Annotated in this window: 15 protein-coding genes; 10 read left to right on the top strand and 5 right to left on the bottom strand. The window is 66.0% G+C overall.

Features of this window, described 5'->3' with window-relative positions:
- Position 1: 1 nt before the first annotated feature.
- Both C0R07_RS10810 and C0R07_RS10805 read left to right on the top strand, forming a co-directional pair.
- Positions 2–1183, top strand: a complete 1182-nt coding sequence (locus C0R07_RS10810) for a GDSL-type esterase/lipase family protein (RefSeq protein ID WP_102788882.1) — start codon at positions 2–4, stop codon at positions 1181–1183.
- Positions 1180–2283 (top strand): sugar kinase, encoded by a 1104-nt coding sequence (locus C0R07_RS10805; RefSeq protein WP_102788881.1) that lies wholly within the window; start codon positions 1180–1182, stop codon positions 2281–2283. The genes C0R07_RS10810 and C0R07_RS10805 overlap by 4 nt, the downstream gene beginning before the upstream one ends.
- A gap of 18 nt (positions 2284–2301) precedes the next feature.
- On the opposite strand, the gene C0R07_RS10800 is transcribed toward C0R07_RS10805, so the two are convergent.
- Both C0R07_RS10800 and C0R07_RS10795 read right to left on the bottom strand, forming a co-directional pair.
- The gene (locus C0R07_RS10800) at positions 2302–2727 is read right to left on the bottom strand and encodes an NUDIX domain-containing protein (protein ID WP_070474466.1); all 426 of its coding nucleotides are present in this window, start codon (positions 2725–2727) and stop codon (positions 2302–2304) included.
- Between the two features lie 132 nt (positions 2728–2859).
- Positions 2860–3432: an Ax21 family protein gene (locus tag C0R07_RS10795; RefSeq protein ID WP_019185563.1), complete on the bottom strand. Its 573-nt coding sequence runs from the start codon at positions 3430–3432 to the stop codon at positions 2860–2862.
- Positions 3433–4103: 671 nt separating this feature from the next.
- Between C0R07_RS10795 and C0R07_RS10790 the strand changes: the two genes are divergently transcribed.
- Together C0R07_RS10790 and C0R07_RS10785 are read left to right on the top strand one after the other, a co-directional pair.
- A complete protein-coding gene (locus C0R07_RS10790; protein ID WP_019185562.1) occupies positions 4104–4463 on the top strand; it encodes a DUF1428 domain-containing protein in 360 nt (119 codons plus the stop codon).
- Between the two features lie 169 nt (positions 4464–4632).
- Positions 4633–7050 (top strand): S9 family peptidase, encoded by a 2418-nt coding sequence (locus tag C0R07_RS10785; RefSeq protein ID WP_102788880.1) that lies wholly within the window; start codon positions 4633–4635, stop codon positions 7048–7050.
- A gap of 15 nt (positions 7051–7065) precedes the next feature.
- Here the strand turns inward: C0R07_RS10785 and C0R07_RS19910 are convergent, their stop codons facing one another.
- Both C0R07_RS19910 and C0R07_RS10770 read right to left on the bottom strand, forming a co-directional pair.
- Positions 7066–7767, bottom strand: a complete 702-nt coding sequence (locus tag C0R07_RS19910) for a hypothetical protein (protein ID WP_167390357.1) — start codon at positions 7765–7767, stop codon at positions 7066–7068.
- 71 nt (positions 7768–7838) lie between these two features.
- The gene (locus tag C0R07_RS10770) at positions 7839–8768 is read right to left on the bottom strand and encodes a lysozyme inhibitor LprI family protein (RefSeq protein WP_102788878.1); all 930 of its coding nucleotides are present in this window, start codon (positions 8766–8768) and stop codon (positions 7839–7841) included.
- Positions 8769–9026: 258 nt separating this feature from the next.
- Between C0R07_RS10770 and C0R07_RS10765 the strand changes: the two genes are divergently transcribed.
- The 6 genes from C0R07_RS10765 (at position 9027) to C0R07_RS10735 (ending at position 18075) form a co-directional block, all read left to right on the top strand.
- Positions 9027–10421: a hypothetical protein gene (locus C0R07_RS10765; protein WP_146027598.1), complete on the top strand. Its 1395-nt coding sequence runs from the start codon at positions 9027–9029 to the stop codon at positions 10419–10421.
- Positions 10418–11893, top strand: a complete 1476-nt coding sequence (locus C0R07_RS10760; RefSeq protein WP_102788876.1) for a hypothetical protein — start codon at positions 10418–10420, stop codon at positions 11891–11893. Before C0R07_RS10765 ends, C0R07_RS10760 begins: the two co-directional genes overlap by 4 nt.
- Before the next feature lie 24 nt (positions 11894–11917).
- Positions 11918–12361, top strand: coding sequence for a hypothetical protein (locus tag C0R07_RS10755; RefSeq protein ID WP_026070152.1), 444 nt, complete (start codon positions 11918–11920; stop codon positions 12359–12361).
- A 16-nt stretch (positions 12362–12377) separates the two neighbouring features.
- Positions 12378–16049, top strand: coding sequence for a tubulin-like doman-containing protein (locus C0R07_RS10750; protein ID WP_070474445.1), 3672 nt, complete (start codon positions 12378–12380; stop codon positions 16047–16049).
- A 372-nt stretch (positions 16050–16421) separates the two neighbouring features.
- Positions 16422–17351 carry an energy transducer TonB gene (locus C0R07_RS10740; RefSeq protein ID WP_070474438.1) on the top strand — a complete coding sequence of 310 codons (930 nt, stop codon included), beginning with the start codon at positions 16422–16424 and terminating at the stop codon, positions 17349–17351.
- Positions 17352–17382: 31 nt separating this feature from the next.
- Positions 17383–18075 (top strand): hypothetical protein, encoded by a 693-nt coding sequence (locus C0R07_RS10735; protein WP_019185552.1) that lies wholly within the window; start codon positions 17383–17385, stop codon positions 18073–18075.
- Between the two features lie 145 nt (positions 18076–18220).
- Here C0R07_RS10735 and C0R07_RS10730 read toward each other — a convergent pair whose 3' ends face one another.
- A complete protein-coding gene (locus C0R07_RS10730) occupies positions 18221–19126 on the bottom strand; it encodes a histone (RefSeq protein ID WP_102788875.1) in 906 nt (301 codons plus the stop codon).
- Positions 19127–19498 lie beyond the last annotated feature (372 nt).

Below are 19498 nucleotides of genomic sequence, written 5' to 3'. Positions count from 1 at the left end.
CATGCTGCGCTGGATCACTGCATTCTCTCTTGCACTCGCTACCAGCGCTGCGGCGCTGCCCGCCCAGGCCCAGGTCTGGGTGCCGGCCTGGACCGCCTCGCCGGCCCCGGACCGTCTTGATGGCACCCCCGAGGCCCCGATGCAGTTCGCGAACCAGACCGTGCGCCAGGACATGCGCCTGGCCAGTTCGGCCAGGGCGCTGCGCTTCCGCATCAGCAATGAACTCGGCCAGGCGCCGCTGCGTATCGGCAGTGCCTCGGCCCACCTCACCGGCACCGCCACCGCGGCCAGGCCGGTCACGTTCAATGGACGTGGCGATGTCGTGGTGCCGGTCGGCGCCGCCCTGCTCAGCGACCCGGTCGCGATCACCGCACCGGCGCTGGCCGACGTCTCGCTCACCGTGTACTTCCCGGATGCCACCCGCCCGGCCGTCCGGCGTACCGCGCTGCGCATTGCCGAGGGCCGCGCTGCCACGGTCGGCGATGCGGTCAAACTCGCCTACCGGCAGAACGTGGTCTCGGCCGTGCTGGCCGAACGCACCCGCAAGCCGATCGTCGTGGTGGCCCTGGGCGACTCCATCACCGAAGGCGCCACCGCCACCCGCGGCAGCAACGGCGACTGGCCCGCACTGCTGTCCGCCCGCCTGCAGCAGGCCTGCCCGGACCAGGTGGTGGTGGTCAACGCCGGCATCAGCGGCAACAAGGTGATGGACCATGGCCGCAGCCACAGCGCGCTGGCGCGGCTGGACCGCGATGTGATCGCGCTGCCGAACGTGGACCGCGTGATCCTGTTCGAAGGCATCAACGACATCCGCCACGACGGCGGCACCCCACCCGTGCCCGGCCGCAACGCCGAGGACATGGTGCTGGGCTACCGGCAGATCGCCGAACGCCTGCACAGCAACGGCATCCGCCCGATCGCCGCCACGATCACGCCGTTCGGTGGTTCGGACCGCTACGAGCCGATCGCGGCCGCCACCCGCACCACCCTCAACGCCTGGATGCGCGGTGGCCGCAGCGGCTTCGATGGTCTGATCGACTTCGACCGGATCCTGCGCGACCCGGCCAACCCGGAGAACCTGCCCGAGGACATCACCCGCGATCACCTGCATCCCAACGATGAAGGTTACCGGCGCATGGCCGACGGCATCGATCTGGCCCTGCTCGGGTGCCCGGTACGATGACGGCCCAGACCTTCGTTGTCGCACCCGACAACGGCCAGCGCTGGGACGCACTGGCGCTGGGCGAAGTGATGCTGCGCTTCGATCCCGGCGAGGGCAGGATCCGCAGCGCGCGCCAGTTCACCGTGTGGGAAGGCGGCGGCGAGTACAACGTGGCGCGTGGCCTGTGCAGCACGTTCGAACACCGCACCGGGGTGCTCACCGCCCTGCCGCGCAACGAGCTCGGCCTGCTCGCCCAGCAGCTGATCCAGGCCGGTGGCGTGGATGCCAGCCAGATCCTCTGGCGCGACTACGATGGCATCGGCCGCAACACCCGCATGGGCCTGAACTTCACCGAGCGTGGTTTCGGGGCGCGTGCGCCGCTGGGCATCTCCGACCGCGCGTACTCGGCGGCCTCACAGCTGCAGCCGGAGGTCTTCGACTGGGACGCGCTGTTCGGCCAGCACGGCGTGCGCTGGCTGCATACCGGTGGGATCTTCGCCGCCCTGTCCGAGCACAGCGCGGCGACGGCGATTGCGGCGGTGCGTGCTGCGCGCCGGCACGGCGTGGCGGTCTCCTACGATCTCAACTACCGCGCCAGCCTCTGGAACAGCCATCCGGACCCGGAGGCCGCGCGGCACACCAACTGCGCCATCGCCGCCGAATGCGATCTGCTGATCGGCGATGAGTATTCGTTCGCCGCATGCCTGGGCATGGACCTGAGCGATCTCGGTCGCCGCCACACGCCGATGGATGTCGGTCCGGCCGAGGCAGCCGCCGTGCGCGCGATGACGCAGTTCCCGGCGCTGCAGGCGGTCGCGTTCACGCTGCGCGACGCCGCCAACGCCGCCCGCCACGGCTGGGCCGGCGCGCTGCGCACCCGGTCGCAACTGTATGTCTCCGCCGCACGCGAAGTAGACCTGCTGGACCGGGTCGGCGGTGGCGACGCCTTCGTGGCCGGTGTGGTGCACGCCCTGCTCGGCGGCAAGGGCGAGCAGGCAGCGGTGGACCTGGGCGCCGCGCATGGCGCGCTGGCGATGTCCACGCCGGGCGATTGCGCTGTCACCAGCCTGGCGGAAGTGGAGGCCGTGGCGCGCGGCGATGGGGCGGCGGCGCGGCGCTGAGCGCCGCCACGGTGCAGCTCAGTTCGCGATCGAGAGGTGTTCCAGGGCCTTCCGCGCAGAAAGCGTCAGCGGCGCCGGCAGCGCATCCGTCATGAACCAGCCCAGCCCGAGCAACGCCTCGGGCTCTTTCACCGATGCGACGGTCGCGTCGAGCGCACGCACCAGATACACCGGGGCCACCCAATGCTGCCCCAATGCCGGCTCGAAGTGGTCGACCACGCACAGCAAACGCGTCACTGCGACGCGCAGCCCGGTTTCCTCCTGCACCTCGCGCACCACGGCATCTTCGACCTTCTCCATCCAATCGACCTTGCCGCCGGGCAGGCCCCAGTGGCCCTGTTCGGGCTGACGCCCGCGCTGGACCAGCAGGAGCGCGCCATCGGCGCGCTGGATGACGGCGCCGCAGCCGAGGCGGGGGTGCTGCAGATCAGAGGACGGGGGCATCGGGCATCTCCATGGCGGTGCTTCATTATCCCTCGGGCCCCGTGCCTGGATCGCGCCCACGAAAAAGGCCCGGCAATGCCGGGCCTTTCCTGCCACGCCGGTCAGGCGCGTGGCGATGCGGTCACGCTGGGATTACCAGCTGAAGCGCGGGCCGACCGACCATTCCTTGTCACCATGGCGATCCATCTTGATGTCGCCGTTGATGCCCCAGTTCTGGTTCAACTTCACCTGGCCACCCAGGCGGCCGTAGAACTGGCCATCCGGATTGACGCCGTGCTTCTTGCTGTAATCCTCGTAGCCAGCCATGGCATAGACTTCGGCATGCTGGCCAAAGGCGGTACGGATACCGGCTTCAGCGCTGTAGCCGTTGAAGTCCTGGCCTTCCTTCGGGTCGAACTTGTTGTAGGCGACGCGGCCCACGAAGTCGGTGCTGTTGCCGATTTCCTGGTTGTAGCCAACGCCCACGCGCCACTGGTCGATCTTGAAGTCGCCGATGTCGGTCTTCTGCTGGTTGTACTCACCGAAGGCGTGGAAGTTCGGGTGGAAGGCATAGGAACCCTTCACGCCCCAACCATCGGCCTTGCCGCCATCTGCGTCGGTCTTGACGTAGTCGGCTTCAGCATAGTTGTAGGACAGGCCTTCAGCCGCCGAAGCGGTGAACGGGAGGGCGGCGGCCAGGGCCAGAGCAATCAACGAAGTCTTCATGGGGGTACACCTTTATGTCTTGGACTACTTGCACCCGGCATGGAGGCCGGACTGCATCGGGAATGTAAATTCTCCGTTATTCGACACAACCCGCCCTGAAGTTGACCGCGTCCACAAAAGTGAATTTTGGGGCGGCGTTCAGACGCGGTCTGGCATACGCGCGTGACTTTTTCCAGGCGAGGACGGCGTGAGCGCCCGTTGCCGCGGGGATCACGCGGGGGCGTCATGCAAAGGGGAAGGCGCGCCGCGCAGGTGAACGGGGCCGGAAAGGATTCTGGTCACGACGGTGCCCTTTCGGGGCGTCACGCGCTGGGGAAGCCGCTCTTGGGGAGTTATCGGCTAACGCGTCCATCCTCCTGGATGCACCGAGGTCCGTGCCGTGGGCGTTGGACCGCAGGGCGCCGTGGGGCGTCCTGCCCGGCAAGGCCATCATGAGCTGAATGCGTCAGCTGGACTATCAGAATGTTCCCCTCAATGACTCAGACTTTTCTGACATTTGTCCCAAAGGCAGCCCGAAAGGACGTATCGGATGCTGAATTTGTTCACGCCATGACCCGTCTGGACAACTTCACTGGCCGCAAAGGCCAGCGGGAGCAGTGTCGAGATTCCGTCCCCCGGTTCGTCGTATGTCTTGAAGACGCCCATCCCGGCGCGTCGTCTGGAGCTCTGCCATGGCCTACATCGATGGTTTTGTACTTGCCGTGCCGACCGCGAACAAAGCGAAATTCCTGGAACACGCGCACATGGGCGATGCGATCTGCATCGAGCATGGCGCGCTGCGCGTGGTCGAGTGCTGGGGCGACGATGTCCCGCATGGGAAGCAGACCGACTTCCATCGCGCGGTGGCGGCCAAGGACGATGAAGCCGTGCTGTTCTCGTGGATCGAATGGCCGGACAAAGCCACCCGCGATGCCGGCATGCAGAAGATGATGGAGGACCCGCGGATGAACCCGGAGAACAATCCGATGCCCTTCGACGGCAAGCGGATGATCTACGGTGGCTTCGTGCCGGTGGTGGAACTGACACAGTAAGCGGGGGCCCCGAGGGGCGCACACGCTGCCGCAGCGCCGCTTGAGTGCGCGCTGGAGCACCGGCATGCTCGGTGCTCCAGGCTGGCAGGAGCGCGCGCCATGATGACGATGCCGCCTGCCGGGCGACCGTCATCAGGGAGCGATACGCATGGCCGCACCACGTTCGGGGATGTTTCACTGTCTGCTCTTTCTCGGCGTGGCGGTCACCGCGATCACCAGCCCACCGGCCGGGGCCGAGGCGCCGGGCCTGGTGCAGTACCAGCGCGCCGAGCGCGTGCTCGACCAGCAGCTGCGCGGCAAGGTCCGCAATGCCAGCGTCGCGCCGCGCTGGCTGCAGGACGGCCGCTTCTGGTATGCCCGCCAGGAGGACGATGGCCGCATCGGCTACGTGCTGGTCGATCCGGTGGGCTCCACGCGCGCGGCGCTGTTTGACGACGACGTGATGCGTACGGCGCTGCAGGCTGCCGGGGTCGCTGATCCGGGCAACGTCATGCAGCAGGTGGACCGCGTCGCCAGCGGCGACGATGGACTACGGATTACCTTGCGCGTGGACACACAGCGGGTGGCGGCATGCACGCTGCCGATGCCGTGCAAGGTGCAGTCATCGCCTGCCGTCGATCCGCGCGACCTGCCTGCGCCTGACGGTCGGCACAGCGTGCGGGTCGAGCAGGACAATCTGTGGCTGCGGCGCGGCGCCGACGGCGAACGACGGGCGCTCACTCTTGATGGTGAGCCTTCGTACGGCTATGGGGTACTGCCCGATTTTGCATTGCGCGGCATTCCGCGCCGGGAAGGCCGGATGCAGATACCACCGTTCGCGGTGACCTGGTCTCCGGACAGCCAGCGCCTGTTCGGCGTGCGCTACGACGAACGCCGCGTCCTGCCCTATCCCTACCTGGCCACCGCGCCGGCCACCGGCTTCCGCCCGGTCGTGCACGAAGTACGGCTGGGCCTGCTGGGCGACGTCGAGCAGGTCCGCGATGCGTGGTTCGTCAGCGAGGTGGATGGCGCCACACGCAGCATCCCCGTTCCCGCGGGCTGGCATGCATTGACCGAAGCCGGCGTGCTGGGCTGGTCGGCCGATGCCGGCAAGGTCTATACGGCGATCGCGCGCTATGACCACCCTGCACGGCTGCGTCTGGTCGAGGTGGATGTCAGTACCGGCAGCGTGCGCACCGTGCAGGAGGAGCGCAGCAATACCCGCGTGCAGCTCAACAGCTATCCCTACAACCGGCCGGCGGTGCACGTCCTGCAGCACGACGACGGCATCGTCTGGTTCTCGCAGCGCGATGGGTGGGGCCATCTGTACCTGGTCGATCGACGCGATGGACGTGTGGTCCGCCAGCTCACCAAGGGCGCATGGCTGGTGCGCGATGTGGTCGGCGTCGATGAGGTGCGTCGCCAGGTGCTGTTCACTGCGGGCGGGCGCGAGCCGGGTGATCCGTATCAACGACGCCTGTACCGCGTGTCGCTGGATGGTGGGGCGCCGGTCCTTCTCACACCTGAAGCGGCCGATCATGCGATCGATGGCGGAACCGGTGTGCTCATGGGCGGGCGTCCCTCCCACCTGTTGTCGCCCTCGGCGGCGTACGTGGTCGATGGCTACTCGCGGGTGGACCAGCCGCCAGTCAGCGTGCTGCGCTCAACGGCCGATGGCCGGGTTGTGCTGGAACTGGAGCGCGGCGACGACCGCGCCGTGCGCGCCGCCGGCTGGACGCCACCGCAGCGGGTGAGTGTCCTGGCCGCCGATGGACGCACCGAACTGCAGGCCACGGTCTATCTGCCGCCTGGTTACCGCGAGGACGGACGGCATCCGGTCATCGATGCCATGTACGGCGGACCGCACATCACCAATACCCCGGTGGGCTTCGTCGACGCCACCGCGACGATGAACCCCGTCGCGCGCTCCAGCCTGGCCCAGCTCGGCTTCGTGGTGGTGAGCATCGATGCGCGTGGCACACCCGGACGTTCCAAGGCTTTCCACGATGCCAGCTTCCTGAGCGCGGCCGATCTGCAGCTGGACGATCACGTCGCGGCGATCGGCGCGCTTGCCGTACGTTATCCGGGCATGGACCTGACGCGGGTCGGCATCTATGGGCATTCCTTCGGCGGCTACAGTGCGGCGCGTGCGCTGCTGCGTCATCCGACCTTCTACAAAGTCGGCGTGGCTTCGGCCGGCAGCCACAGCTTCCAGGGCATGTACGGCGGCGCGATCCACGGCATGGACCGCCTGGTCGGCGGCCAGCCGGTCTATGCAGACGGCACCGCCGTGCGCCCAGCACCGGATGCAGTGCCAGCGCTGTTCCAGCCGCTGGCCAACGATGCACTGGCCGATCGCCTGCAGGGTCGGCTGATGCTGGTCTACGGCGACCTGGATGAGAACGCGATGCCGGCGCTGACCCTGCAGTTGGCGCGCGCCCTCACGCTGGCCAACAAGGACTACGACCTGCTCTACCTGCCCAACCAGGACCACGAACTCTTCCGCAACGACGATTACTACATGCGCCGGATGTGGGATTACTTCGTCACGCATCTGATGGGCGCGACGCCGCCGCCCTACCGGATCGGGGCGGCCGCCTCGCCGTGAGGTGACGCGCCTCGCTCAGCGATGGGTATCGGCGGCATCCTCCGCTCCGCCCCCCATGCCAGCACCGCCCATTGCTCCCATGCCACCCCCGCCTCCACCGCCCATCCCTCCGCCTCCGCCCCCTTTTCCACCGCCCTTGTCACCCGCATCGCCCTTGCCCTTCGCACCGGCCGAGGGCCTTGCGGGACCCTGGCGCGGAATGGTGACCGAGGCCGGGATCGGATCCAGATCCAGCGCCTGACGAATGAAGTCGCGCAGCGACACCACCAGCTCGGCCGTGGGAACAAGGCGACCCTGGGCCATCTCGTTGGCGGCGTGGGCGGCCAGGCGCACCTGCTCGTCGGTGCCCAGCAGGACGATGTCCGACAGGGCCGCTTCCACCGCATCACGGATCCGCCGCGCACGCTCGCCACCGTTCTCGGCCTCCGCCGGCAGGTGCAGCGCATCGCCGGCTTCGCTGCCGTCGGGCAGCGCGCGGAAATCCCGGCGATGGCGAGGATCGACATCGAGCGTGCCGGTGAACGAACCACCCAGGACCTTGTAAGCCGCGATCAGCGTGCGCAGTCGTTCGTTGATCTGCCGGTTCTCGCGCTCGCGGCGCTGCTGCATGGTCTGCATGACCAGCAGCCGTATGCCGACACCGATCAGGGTGATGATCGCCAGCCCAGCCAGGGTGGAGAGCATGGCCTGCCAGGAGGTGAAGTCGAGACCGCGCATGGAATGCCTCCAGAAGTCGGCGTCCAGACTAGCAGGACGATACGCCCGCAATCGTCAAGGCTGCGCCGTGCTCAACCCGTGCAGTACTGCTCCAGTTGTGCGATCCGGGCCTGATAGGCGTCTTCCAGACAGGAGGCGTCGCTGCACTGGTTGCGCTGATGTTGCAGCCACTGCCGCTGATCGGCGCGCAATGCAGCGCGGTCCGTCCCACATGCAGGTGCATCGGCATACGCTCGAGCCATGCGAACGTCCATGGCTGCCAGGCTGGCGTCACTGCATAGCAGGTGTTCGGCAGGATGGCTCGCCCGGGCGCAGTCGAAACTCGGTCGGGCCGTCGCTTGCTCAGCCTCGCGCGCCATGCGCGCCATCATGCCGGCATAGCCGGTTTCATCTGCAGGCGCTGCCTGCACTGCGATTCGCTCAATGGCTTCCGGCCCGGCTGGCGCATCAAGGGGATCGGCGGATTCCGAGTCCAGGTCAAACCCCTCTGTGGTCGCCGCCGCATCGGTGTGGAGGGTGACGTCGCTCACCTCTGGCGCGGCTGCTTCCACGGGAAGGCTATCGGTCGCAGCCACTTTGCGCCGTCGCTTTTCGTTCTCGGCAGCCACGGCCGCAAGTTCCGAAAGCTCGTTGGGCGTCACCAGGAACTGACCCGCCGCCAGACCGTAGGTCACCTCGATGTTGTTCATCAGGATACGCCGCCACCACCCGGGACGATCCTGTTCGTTGCGATCGATCACCCGCTGAAGTGCCTGCCTGGCAGCAGCATAGGCCTGGGGGTCCGGATCGGGAATCTTTGCGAACTCGTCTTCCAGCCGATCAAGCATCAACTGTGTTGCAGCGACGTTGTACTTGACGCGCATGGCAACGCACTTTGTCGTCGCGCCTGCACCGAAACACTCGGAGCGGAACTCCATCGCCATCAGGTCGAGGCGGATCGCCCGACCCTGCTGGCAGCCGGCAAGCACGACCAACAGTACACCCCACAGAATTTTCTTCACTGCGTATCCCCTGATGCGTCCAATGCGTGATGCCCTGCGACAGCTGCCTTTCTGCAGGCATATTCCTTCATGCGCGGGCGATAATGCGGCTTGGAGCCAAATGCGTCACGTCAGGAGTTTCCCTACAGGCACCATTCGCATGCGTTTGTTCCATGCCGTTGACTTTAGGATATCCTTGCCCGCGAAAGGATACAGGGGGACGGCGTGGCCGCCGGAGCAGAGCGAGGTGTCCGTTGGCACCTGGATAATGAGTCGTGGGTGCAGAATGGAACCGGATTTTCTCTGGTCGCCATCGACGCTGCCGTGCCTCCAACATCACTGAGCGATCTGGACTATCTGTCTGGCGCGTATCGCGTGCCCGAGGGGGGTTATCTCCCGGGCAGCTTCCGGTTTTCTCCCTTTACCGGCCAGCCGCTTGAGCGGCGCCCGGTTGAGCAGTGGCGAACACCGTTTGGCGGGGATGATGGGGGGCGCAGCTGCAGCGCCTCCGCGGCGGAACCGATCCCCTCGACGCTTCAGGCGCTGTTCGATCAATGGCAGCGAAGTGGCCAGTCCATGCAGGACGCCGCCGAGGTGATCAAGTCACCGCAGCCGAGTGGCCTGTTCTTTTTCAGCAGCCGCGCCGGTGGCCATCGCAATGGATTGTTCGCGGCGAGCCGCTCTGGCCAGCTGTCGCTTTGGCAGCACGGTCACCGCCATTGGGTGCCGCTGACACCGCGCGGGGCCTCACTCGGCCGCAGCCATCTTGAAACATGGGCGAATGCTACACTGACGTTGCCGCACGACGATGGCCATGAGGTGATCATGGCGACTGATTCAGGTGCCGATTGCGTCAGCGTCGACGCAATGACATTGAGCTATCAGATTGATCGCGCGGTGGGTCGGTCCCTGGGTGCACCCGGCCTGCTGGACGATGCCGCCTTCGTGCCACAGGAACATGAGGGCCAATGGTGCCTTGCGATCCGCCGCACCGGTGAGGCATGGCAGCAGTTGGTGCTGACGCTTGACGCGCCCCTGCAACTGCTTGCTGCGCCGATCAGCGATCCAGCGCACCGCAGCCTGTTCTGGATCGGCACGCAGGGCGTGCTGAGCGTGCGCCTGGACGGCCAGGGGGACGTTTACACCCGGTGGCAGAGCTGGCCCGAGGGCTATCAGGCCACCCCGGTTCTGGGTCCACCGTATCGCGACGGCGAAGGCTTCTGGCAGCTGCTGTATGACACCCGGGACAAAAAGTGGCTGCTCACCCGGTTGGACACCGTGCTGCCCGAGCAACGCCCCGCGCCACGCGGATCCACCAGCACCGGCCGAACCAGCTTTCAGTTCAACGTCCGCCTGGAGCGCCCGTGGGACGAGTTCGACCATGACCTGTATTCGGTGACCCATGTGGTCTATCCGTTCCTGGAAGTCGTCGAACCGGGGTTGATGCTGTCGCTCCACGCGCCGCTGCCGCAGCAGCGCAGCCTGCTGTCATTCTTCGAGAGTCAGGCGACCGTGCATGCCACGTTCTGCCTGGAGCGGATCGGCGGTCATGCCTACACCTATGCCATGGACACACCCTCGCCCTGGAATGCGCAGTGGTTCGTCCACGATGAGGCACTGTGGCTCTGGGTAGACGCGCGCGGCACCCTGCTGCGTTGGAGCCTGCCGCAATGAACGACGTCGTCCTGAATCGCCTGCTGGGCGTCGCGGTGCTGCTGGCGAGCAGCATGGGCATGAGCGTCGGAGCCACCGAACTGCGGCAGGCAGTACTGGTGCAGAACTCTGGCTGGATGGAGCCGTTCTACGTCGATGCCGAGTCGCCCTTCAAGCCGCTTGTCACGCAGCTGGCGCAGGATGCGGCTGGCCACGGAGAGGTCGTGGTGGGCGCGTTCAACCAGTCCGATGCTACCCACCCCTCGCCGGAGTGGGTGTATCGCGGACCGGGCAACCACCCGGGGCTCGCCCAGGCGATGACGCGCCTGCAGATGGCGCACAAAGGTAGCGGCGCACTGGCCGACACCGACTTCAAGGAAGCGCTGCTCGGTGCGATCGAGGTGGGCCTGGAAGGCCGCCCGGGCATCATCTGGATCGTCACCAACAACAAGAACAGCCCCAACAACAGTACCGAGGTCGTGGCTCGCAATCGCGAGTTCTACGAGCTGCTGCATGGTGAGGATGTCATCAGCCGGATCGCTGCGTTTCCGCTGAAGATGCCGGTACAGGGCAAGCATTACCGCGCCAACGGTTTGATGCTGTACGCGTTGGCCTACGGCGAACCGGCCTCGGCCGCGCTGGACGCGATACTCGCGCAACCAGCCCTGACCGCACTGCTTCCCGAGGGACATGTGCGCCTGAAGCCACTGAACGAAGCGGCCGTGCGCTTCAGCCCGACGGGTGTGAAAGATTCGCCGGGCATCGCCGCTGGCCTCGCCCCCGACGGCCACACCCTCGTGCTGTCGTTCGACGCCAGCACGCAGGTGCGCACTGCACAGGTGCAGGGCCGGTTCGAGAATCTGTTCAATCCCTACCGTATCGTCAGCGCTGACACGTCATTGGTGACGCCGCCAGCCATCGGCCTGCAGGGCGAGATGTCCACGCACTCGCTGCAGGCGCTGGATCCAGGCAAACAGAGTGATCCGCTGACCCTGCGCCTGTCGCTGCCCCCCCTGCCGTCGCAGTGGTCGCGTGAGGTGTTGCTACGCAGCGGCTATGAACGGCGCGGGGCGATCGATATCCACCTGGATAACCAGCAGCTGGAAGTATCGCCGCAGTTCCGCGCGCACATGGCCGACCTCTTCCCGGGGGATGCGCTGCCGGAGGTCTTCCTTCCTCCGGTCACGGCCAATGCCTCGGTCACACGGGTCCCGCTGCTGCTTCGGGTGCAGTACCCGGTGTGGCCTGCCGTGGTGGTCTATGGCGGCGGCCTGCTCGCCCTGATCGGGGCGTTGCTGTTTCTCGTGCTGGTGACCGGCGCGCGCAAAGCAACGGTCTGGATCGACGATCAACCCCAGCACCTGCGGCTCAAACCGTTTACCACTACCGAGGTGCGCGATGCCAACGGCACGCATGTTGCCACGGTCCGTCGCGGCGCGTTCAAGCCTCGCGTGAGCTGGGCCCAACCTGATACATCCATCCGCATCAACTAAACGATTCACCGCCAAGGACAGAGCATGAGCCAGAAGAGTTCCCTCCCAGCGCCAGTGACCGACCAGCCGGCCACCGCCACGCCGTCCGAACAGACCGCACCGGCGACGACCGCGGGAACGCAGCAGCCGACTGCGACCTTCACCGGCGACTGGGACATCCAGGTCGGCGAGCAGACCAGCAGCCGCGATGCGCTGATTGGTGGTGTGGTGCTGCTGGTGCTGGCCGTGGTGTTCTTCGTGGTGAAGAACGCGTATGCCAACTGGCGGGTCAAGGAGCGCGTCGCGCCGAGTCGTGCCAATGCGTCGGGCTGGTTCCTGTTCATCGGTCTGATGGCGGTCGCCACGGTGACCGTGCTGGCCTTCGTCAACGCCGGGCGGTTCCTGGCGCCGTTGTATCTGGTGCCGATGAGCGCCTTGGCCGGCGTGTCGTTGATCGCCTGGCTCGCCACCTTCTCCGCCAAGCGTTGATCCAGGGGTCCGCCGCATGAACGATGCCACCGAAAGTACCTCCCTGCCCGGTCAGCCGCCGCAGGTAACCGAGAAGATCCGTCCGACGCTGTTCATCGCCCTCGGCGGCACCGGCATGAAGGTCAACATCCGTCTGCGCCGCCGCATTCTCAATGCGATCTGGGGCGGCAACGCGAAGGTCGAGAACGTCGCCGACTTCCCGGTGGCACAGTTCATCAACTTCGATCTGGATGCCGGTGAGGTCACCCAGGACGGCAAGTCGGTCAAGACCGACGTACTGGCCGAGCAGGTCGCCTTCACTCCAGAAGAGAAGATCATCGAGCGGCTGGACCTCAACAAGTACACCCAGTCCGACGACGAGCTGCGGCGTCATCGGGAAGTAGCTGAGTGGTTCCCGCTCACGCCCGAGCGCATCCGCCTGCTGGGCGTGGATCCAAGCAAAGGCGCAGGCCAGATCCGTGCGCTGTCCCGCCTGTACTTCTTCGACAAGTATCCAGTGATCCGGGACAAGCTGCGCGACAAGATCGAGACGCTGCTGAGCAACATCGGCGCGCGTGCGGACAAGCTCAAGAAGCTGGGACTGGAAGTGGAGCCGGGCAAGGTGCGGGTGGTCATCACCGGTTCGGCGGCCGGCGGCACGGGCTCCGGCTCGTTCCTGGACATGGGCTACCTGGCCAAGGCGATCCTCAAGGAGAAGAATGTCGAGGGCAAGGTCGACCTGTACATGGTCCTTCCCGGCGGCTTCATCACCACCACCAACCCCGACCGCATCCAGGCCAACGGTTACGCCGCGTTGATGGAGCTTGAGACTGCACTGCGCGGCAATGTCCTGGTCAAGCATTGGGATGCCTCGGACAACCTGCACATCGACAGTCGCCCGTACGACGATGTGTACATCGTCGACAACACCAACGTGGCGATGGCCAAGACCAGTGAACAGGAAGACATCTACGAGATGCTCTCGGATGTCTTCTTCACCGACTTCACCTCCCAGGACTTCGCCAACCGCAAGCGCTCTGTGGCCGTCAACCAGAACCAGCACAAGATCCGCGCCTATTCGGTTCCGCTGCCGCAGGACTATGGTGACGATACGGAACTGCGTTTCACCGCGAGCTACTCCGGCGTCGGCCAGGCCGTGCTTGATACCCAGGTGGAAGCGCGCCAGAACGTACGCATGAACCGCCAGGTGCAGGCGATGCTCAAGGCGTTCTTCGGCATCGCCAATATCCAGGCCCCGGGCAACCGCCCCACTGATAAAGAACGCGATGATTTCCTGCGTGAGCAGCTGGCGATCGTGCCACGCACCTTTACGGATATTCCGCAGTTCCTCTCCCGCGGCGATCTTGCCACGCTCAACGGTGAGTTCACGCACTACCAGGTCGCTGATGATCTGTTGAAAGTGACCGGCGACGCCAGCATCGGTGCGCAGATCGAACAGAAAGTCGAGAATGCCTTCCAGCAGCTGATGCACGGCAGCGCTGACCGCGACCAATGGCCGCTGCACGTCCAGGATGTGATCAAGCAGCTTGAGCGCGATACCAAGGGCAACCGGGTGGACAGCGCCGACCGCAACCACGAAGTCCGCATCAAGGAGAATCGCCAGCGGGTGTTGCTGTCGATTACCGATGAGGCTGAACTGCCGGCGCAGATCTTCCGGCGCCTGGACGATGACGAGCGCGGTGGCCTGGACTACACGCTGGCCTTGGTGGAAATGATCAAGGACCGGCTCGAGAACGAAGGTACCGGCATCGTTCCTGCGCTGGAACGCAATGCGCAGCGATTCGCCGAGATTTCCGAGAGGCTGCAGAACGCCGAGCTTGCGCGCGAGTTCGAACGCCTCAAGGAGACCACCGGCAAGGGTCTGCTTGCGCGGATCAGCGGCAAGGACAAGCAGGCCGAGACCGTACTGGCGCAGATCAAGGAAACGATCCGCGACAGCCTGCTGTTCTACGTGCGCTCGGTCGCTTCGCGCGAAGCCGCCAACCTGCTGCGCGACGTCTCGGGCTGGCTCGGCGTCAAGGAAGCTGTCGATGCCCACGGTCGCCCGCTTTGGAGTGGTTTCGTCGGGCGCCTGCAGGACGGTCGCCAGTCGGTTGAGTCCCTGCTGCTGCACGTCGAGCGTGACATCGGCAAGATCGAGGCGGCCATCGCCGAGAAGCATGCGACCCTGATCGCGCTCAAGGCACCGCAGGACGAAGAGCAGCCGGCAATCGATCCGGCCGAGTTCAGGCAATGGGCCAAGGAAGCATTCAAGGACTTCGGTGGCTCCCAGACGCTGTTCCAGAAGCTGCTCAGCGACGACGGCGCGCAGGAAGTGTTGGGCAAGCTGCGCAACAAGGCCGTGGCACAGCTGCCCCAGGTCGATGCCCGAACCCAGACCGATCCGCTGATGCAGGCGCTGGCCGCGCTTACGCCCGAGCAGCTGCGCGAGACGTTCCGCCTGCTGCTTCAGCGTGCGATGCCATGGGTGCCGCTGAACCTCAACGGTGGATTTGATATCTCCAAGGACCGCTACACCTGCCTGGTCGGCGTAAAGGATGCGCGCCTGTTCCGGCGCCAGTACGGCGCGATGCTGGAGCAGGCCGTACCGCAGGGCACCGGCATGACCGCCAGCCAGATCGACTTCGTCGAATCCGGCATTCCGGGCAAGCTGATCTGCTTCACCGAGTTGTCTGGCTTCCCGGTTCCGGCACTCACGCCACTGCCGACCTATCAGGCGGCTTACCGCAAAGAGGCGGCCCGTATTCCGCTGCACATCCACAAGCGGGTCAGCCAGTTCGTGCAGCCCATCCAGTTCACTCAGGGCCAGTACCGGCAGTTCGCTGAGGATTTCAGGATATACCTGCATGCCCTCGGCCTGGGGGTGCTCAAGCGCCGTGCCGATGGCAAGTATGAGATCACGCTGGAAGGCGACGGGTTCAGCATCGGCGATGAATTCTCCGTGCGGCAGAGTGGCCTGGACGGGAATGACAAACGCAACATCGAAGAACAGCTGCGCCAGCGCTCGGCCAACGTGCGCGACCCGCTGCAGCTGGCTGTGCTGGCCCAGCTGTTCCGGCATTACGCCACCGTGGCATACAAGCCGATCAAGCAGGAGGACCAGCAGGGTCGCGAAAGCTTGAAGAAGCGCTTCCCCTACAAGCTGAGTGAGATGTTGGCCACCGACTATCGGCAGAAGCTGGTGCAGGCCGCCGGTGACGAAGCCGACCGGATCGAAGAGCGCGCCCGTGCATTGTTCGACGCCTGGACGCAGCCGGTTACCGGCTCTTCGGCCGATGTCTATGCTGACGAGGTCGCCACCGACCGGGGCGAGAAGCGGCAGGTAAGTGATGCCTTCGCCCAGATGCTTGGCGTTACGTCCATTGCGGGCACGAGCGCGGCGAGGCTTGCCCCGGGCGCGGTACCACCGCCTCCGCCGCAGGGCAGCCTGCCCGGGGCACCCCCGCCACCGCCGCCGATGGTCGATTACAGCTACTACGTCGGCTACAACAACCAGTCGCTGGGACCATATACGGTCCAGCAGCTGCAGCAGTTCGTGGGCACCGGCAACATCAACCGCAACAGCCTGCTCTGGCGCGAAGGCATCGAGTGGAGCGCGGCCGGTGCACTGCCGGAACTGGGCCATCTGTTCACCGCCCCATCGGCCCCGCAACCGCCGGCTCCCCCGCCGCCGCCCACCGGGTACTGAGGCTGTATCGCCGTAATGACTGACGCCAGCGCCACCGCCTCGATCTGTGTCAACGACCAGTGCATGAAGCCCCTGCCCGGGCAGGTACGCTTCTGCCCGTTCTGTGGGGTATCCGCGCCCGCGGTCGTGGCGCCGCCGGTCATAGCCCCGGCGGCGGTCATGCCGCCGCCCCCGATTCCTGCGACACCCTCGCCAGCGGCGCCGACAGTGGTGGAATCCGTGCCTCCACCGGCCCCTGCAGCGCCTCCGCCTTCCGCTGCGCAACCGGCATCTGCGCCGGGACCCAAGCGCTCGACCAGGCCACCTGCGCCTCCCGCGCCGATCGCGCCTGCGCCGATCGCTCCCGGGCCGAGCCCACGACCACGCTCACGCGTGCCGCTGGTCCTGGTCTGCCTGGTCCTGGGCGGGCTGTTCTGGGCGATCTTCCTGCGCGATCGAGGTACGTCGCCAACGGTGTCTGCCGGCCGCATCGAAGCGCATCGTGCGGCTGTGGAGTCATGCCTCGCGCGGGCAGACCTGGCCTGTGCACGCGTCGCCTTGCTGGGCATGCAGCGCGATCTTCCGGGTGAAGAGAACTGGCGCGATCTGCAGGTCCGGGTGACTGCATTGGAAGCCGACCTTGCCAAGCAGGCCGAGCCCGCGCGCCCGACCCGCGCAGCGACACCGGCACCGGCTCCAGCGCCAACCGCCGCACAGGTACCCCTCCACACTGAGGTTGCCCAGGCGCCCCCCCCACCTTCGTCGATCCCGGACCGGTCTGCACAGGTGGATGCCGCATCGCGCGAGCGCGCTCCCGTGCGCTATCCGCCGGATGCAGTGCGTACCGGGGCACGCGGAACCGTTCTGCTCAGCATCGATGTTGCCGAAGATGGCACCGCGACGGCCATTTCGGTGATGCGCACCAGTCGGGTGCGGTCGCTGGACCGTGCTGCGCTGGAAGCAGCGCGTCGCTGGCGTTATCTACCGGCCATCCGGGAGGGACAGGCGAATGCAAGCACGATGCAGCTGGAGGTGAGCTTCAGCCCAGACGCGGGCACCGCCTCAGACATGGCCGACCTGCGCCAACCTGACAACAGCTACCCGCCCAAAGCGCCGACGATCTCGCTGCCACCGGCAGCGGCGCCGGAAGCAGGCCTGCTGAGCAAGGCGCGGGTTGAACTGCAGCAAGGCCGCTACGACGTCGCCGTAGCCCTGGGCGAATCGGCCCTGCAGGTCAATCCCGACTCAGCGGCTGCCCGGTCGCTCATCCGCCAAGCAAAGGCGGAGCGCGACCGTGTCATGCGCGAAACCACCATCGAATGATGCCCGCCCCACTTCACACCAGGTGTTGACCATGAAAAAGGACTATTTCGCCCCCGCCTCGCTCGGCAAGGTGCTGTTGATCGGCCTCGCTACCGCCGGCACGCTTACCGGCTGCACCACGGGCAATCAGATGACCCGATCGGACTGGGGCAAGTGCCTGGGCGCGATCGCGCTGGGCACCGGCGCCGGCGCGCTGGTCAATGGTGAGAAAGGTGCCTACGTCGGCGCTGCGGCCGGCATCGCCGCCTGCTTCGTGATCAACGCACAAAGCCGCCGCACCCGTAGCGCGGCCCAGGTGGAGTCGGACTACCGGTCGCGCTACTCGCAGCTGCCGGAGTCTGCCGAGGTCGTGCATTACCAGACCAGCCTCCCCGGCAACAGCGTACGGCGTGGTGAACCGCTGAAGATCGTCTCCAACATCGAAGCGGTCAGCGGCCGCCAGCAGCCGATCCGCGAGGTCAAGGAACAGATCCGGATTTACGAACCCGGCCAGTCCGAACCCTTCAAAACCGCCGAGAAAGTCGCCAGCGAGAGTGCAGGCAGCGGTGCGTACGAGAACACCTTCACCGTGACCTTCCCGTCCAACATGCCGCAGGGGCGCTACAGCATCCAGACCGACGTATTCGTCAATGGCGAGCGGTTGGACAAGGGCAGCAACCAGATCCAGGTGGTGTATGACGGCGAGCACCTGATGCGCGAGTTCGCCGCGATCGCGGCGCGCTGATGTTACCGGGGTGCCCTTCGGGGCGCCCTGTCTCCCCATGAGGGGATGATTACCCCGCCCACGTGTCTGAGTTGGGGATGAGCCCAGTGCATGGCTCCGACCATGCCGCTCCCGCCCTCAGGCAGGAGCAGCACGTTACGACGACTTACTTGCGCGCGCGCTTGGCCGGTGCCTTGCGGGCAACCGGCTTGGCCGCAGCACGCTTGGCCGGGGCAGCCTTGCGGGCCGGGGCCTTCTTGGCCACAGCCTTCTTGGCGGTAGCGACCTTCTTGCCGACGGTCTTCCTGGCCGCTGCGGTCTTCTTGGTCACGGCCTTCTTGGCGGTGGCGGCCTTCTTGGCGACGGCCTTCTTGGCGGTGGCGACCTTCTTGCCGACGGTCTTCTTGGCGGCGGCGGTCTTCTTGCCGGCGACCTTCTTGGCCGCTGCGGTCTTCTTGGTCACGGCCTTCTTGGCGGTCGCCGACTTCTTGGCAACAGCGGTCCGGGCAGCGGCGACCTTCTTGCCGACGGTCTTCTTGGCGGCGGCGGTCTTCTTGGTCACGGCCTTCTTGGCGGTCGCGGTCTTCTTGGCGACGGCCTTCTTGGCGGTGGCGACCTTCTTGGTCACGGTCTTCTTGGCAGCAGCCGCCTTCTTGGTCACGGCCTTCTTGGCGGTGGTGGCCTTCTTGCCGGCAGCCTTGGTGGTCTTGGTCACGGCCTTTTCAGCGGTGGCCTTCTTCTTGGCGACCTGCTTCTTGATCGCGGTGGCTTCGGCCTTGGCGTTCTTCTTGGCCGCTTCCAGCTTCTGCTTGGCGGTGGCCAGGGTCTTGCCGACCGACTTGGCCGCCTTGTCAGCCTTCTTGGCGACGGTCTTCTCGACCTTGGTCACGGCCTTCTTGACCTTGGCGACCTGGGTGGTGGCAGCCTTGCGTGCGCGCTTGGCGGTCTTCTTGACCGAAGCCACTGCATCTTCCGCTACGTGTGCGATGGTCTCGCCGACGTTGGTGGCGGTTTCTTTTGCATCTTCGACGGTCTGCGAGAGAACCGTGGTCACACCATTACCGTTGCTCATTGAGTGCCTCCTAAGGGGCCTGGTTAGTCAAATCGCTGGCGATGCTATACCGGCGCGGTCCATCGTGGAACGGTCTTGATGCGATGCACGTGCCAAGCCGACAGTAGCACCCTCATCGGCGGCAGCAAGCAATGCACCGGCCGCGTGCACGAAACCCCTTGAAAACAGCATCGGCGTTCCCGCAGAAGATGCATGCGATGTGTCTCGATGCGCATGTCCGCCGCGCCCGGCGATGCAATGATGGATCGTCGTAGTTGATCCATTCCGTGCCCTCGTACTGCGTATTTGCGCTGGTTTGGATGGCGCGGGCGCGGCCGATGGACGCGCCTGCCGGTACGGTCTTCCCCTGCCGCGGGTATCGTGGCGCACCCG

Origin of the sequence: Stenotrophomonas bentonitica (genome assembly GCF_002887735.1) — a bacterium.
GTDB classification, from domain to species: Bacteria; Pseudomonadota; Gammaproteobacteria; order Xanthomonadales; family Xanthomonadaceae; genus Stenotrophomonas; species Stenotrophomonas bentonitica_A.
The sequence above is the reverse complement of the archived record's forward strand: the minus strand, read 5'-3'. Positions and strand labels throughout refer to the sequence as shown.

Bases quoted from the DNA above. Each gene is read 5' to 3' on its own strand.
- C0R07_RS10730 (WP_102788875.1), bottom strand. From the start codon at position 19,126: ATGAGCAACGGTAATGGTGTGACCACGGTTCTCTCGCAGACCGTCGAA.
- C0R07_RS19910 (WP_167390357.1), bottom strand. From the start codon at position 7,767: ATGCGCGGTCTCGACTTCACCTCCTGGCAGGCCATGCTCTCCACCCTG.
- C0R07_RS10785 (WP_102788880.1), top strand. From the start codon at position 4,633: ATGTTTCACTGTCTGCTCTTTCTCGGCGTGGCGGTCACCGCGATCACC.
- C0R07_RS10790 (WP_019185562.1), top strand. From the start codon at position 4,104: ATGGCCTACATCGATGGTTTTGTACTTGCCGTGCCGACCGCGAACAAA.
- C0R07_RS10750 (WP_070474445.1), top strand. From the start codon at position 12,378: ATGAACGATGCCACCGAAAGTACCTCCCTGCCCGGTCAGCCGCCGCAG.
- C0R07_RS10795 (WP_019185563.1), bottom strand. From the start codon at position 3,432: ATGAAGACTTCGTTGATTGCTCTGGCCCTGGCCGCCGCCCTCCCGTTC.
- C0R07_RS10760 (WP_102788876.1), top strand. From the start codon at position 10,418: ATGAACGACGTCGTCCTGAATCGCCTGCTGGGCGTCGCGGTGCTGCTG.
- C0R07_RS10735 (WP_019185552.1), top strand. From the start codon at position 17,383: ATGAAAAAGGACTATTTCGCCCCCGCCTCGCTCGGCAAGGTGCTGTTG.
- C0R07_RS10810 (WP_102788882.1), top strand. From the start codon at position 2: ATGCTGCGCTGGATCACTGCATTCTCTCTTGCACTCGCTACCAGCGCT.
- C0R07_RS10805 (WP_102788881.1), top strand. From the start codon at position 1,180: ATGACGGCCCAGACCTTCGTTGTCGCACCCGACAACGGCCAGCGCTGG.
- C0R07_RS10755 (WP_026070152.1), top strand. From the start codon at position 11,918: ATGAGCCAGAAGAGTTCCCTCCCAGCGCCAGTGACCGACCAGCCGGCC.
- C0R07_RS10800 (WP_070474466.1), bottom strand. From the start codon at position 2,727: ATGCCCCCGTCCTCTGATCTGCAGCACCCCCGCCTCGGCTGCGGCGCC.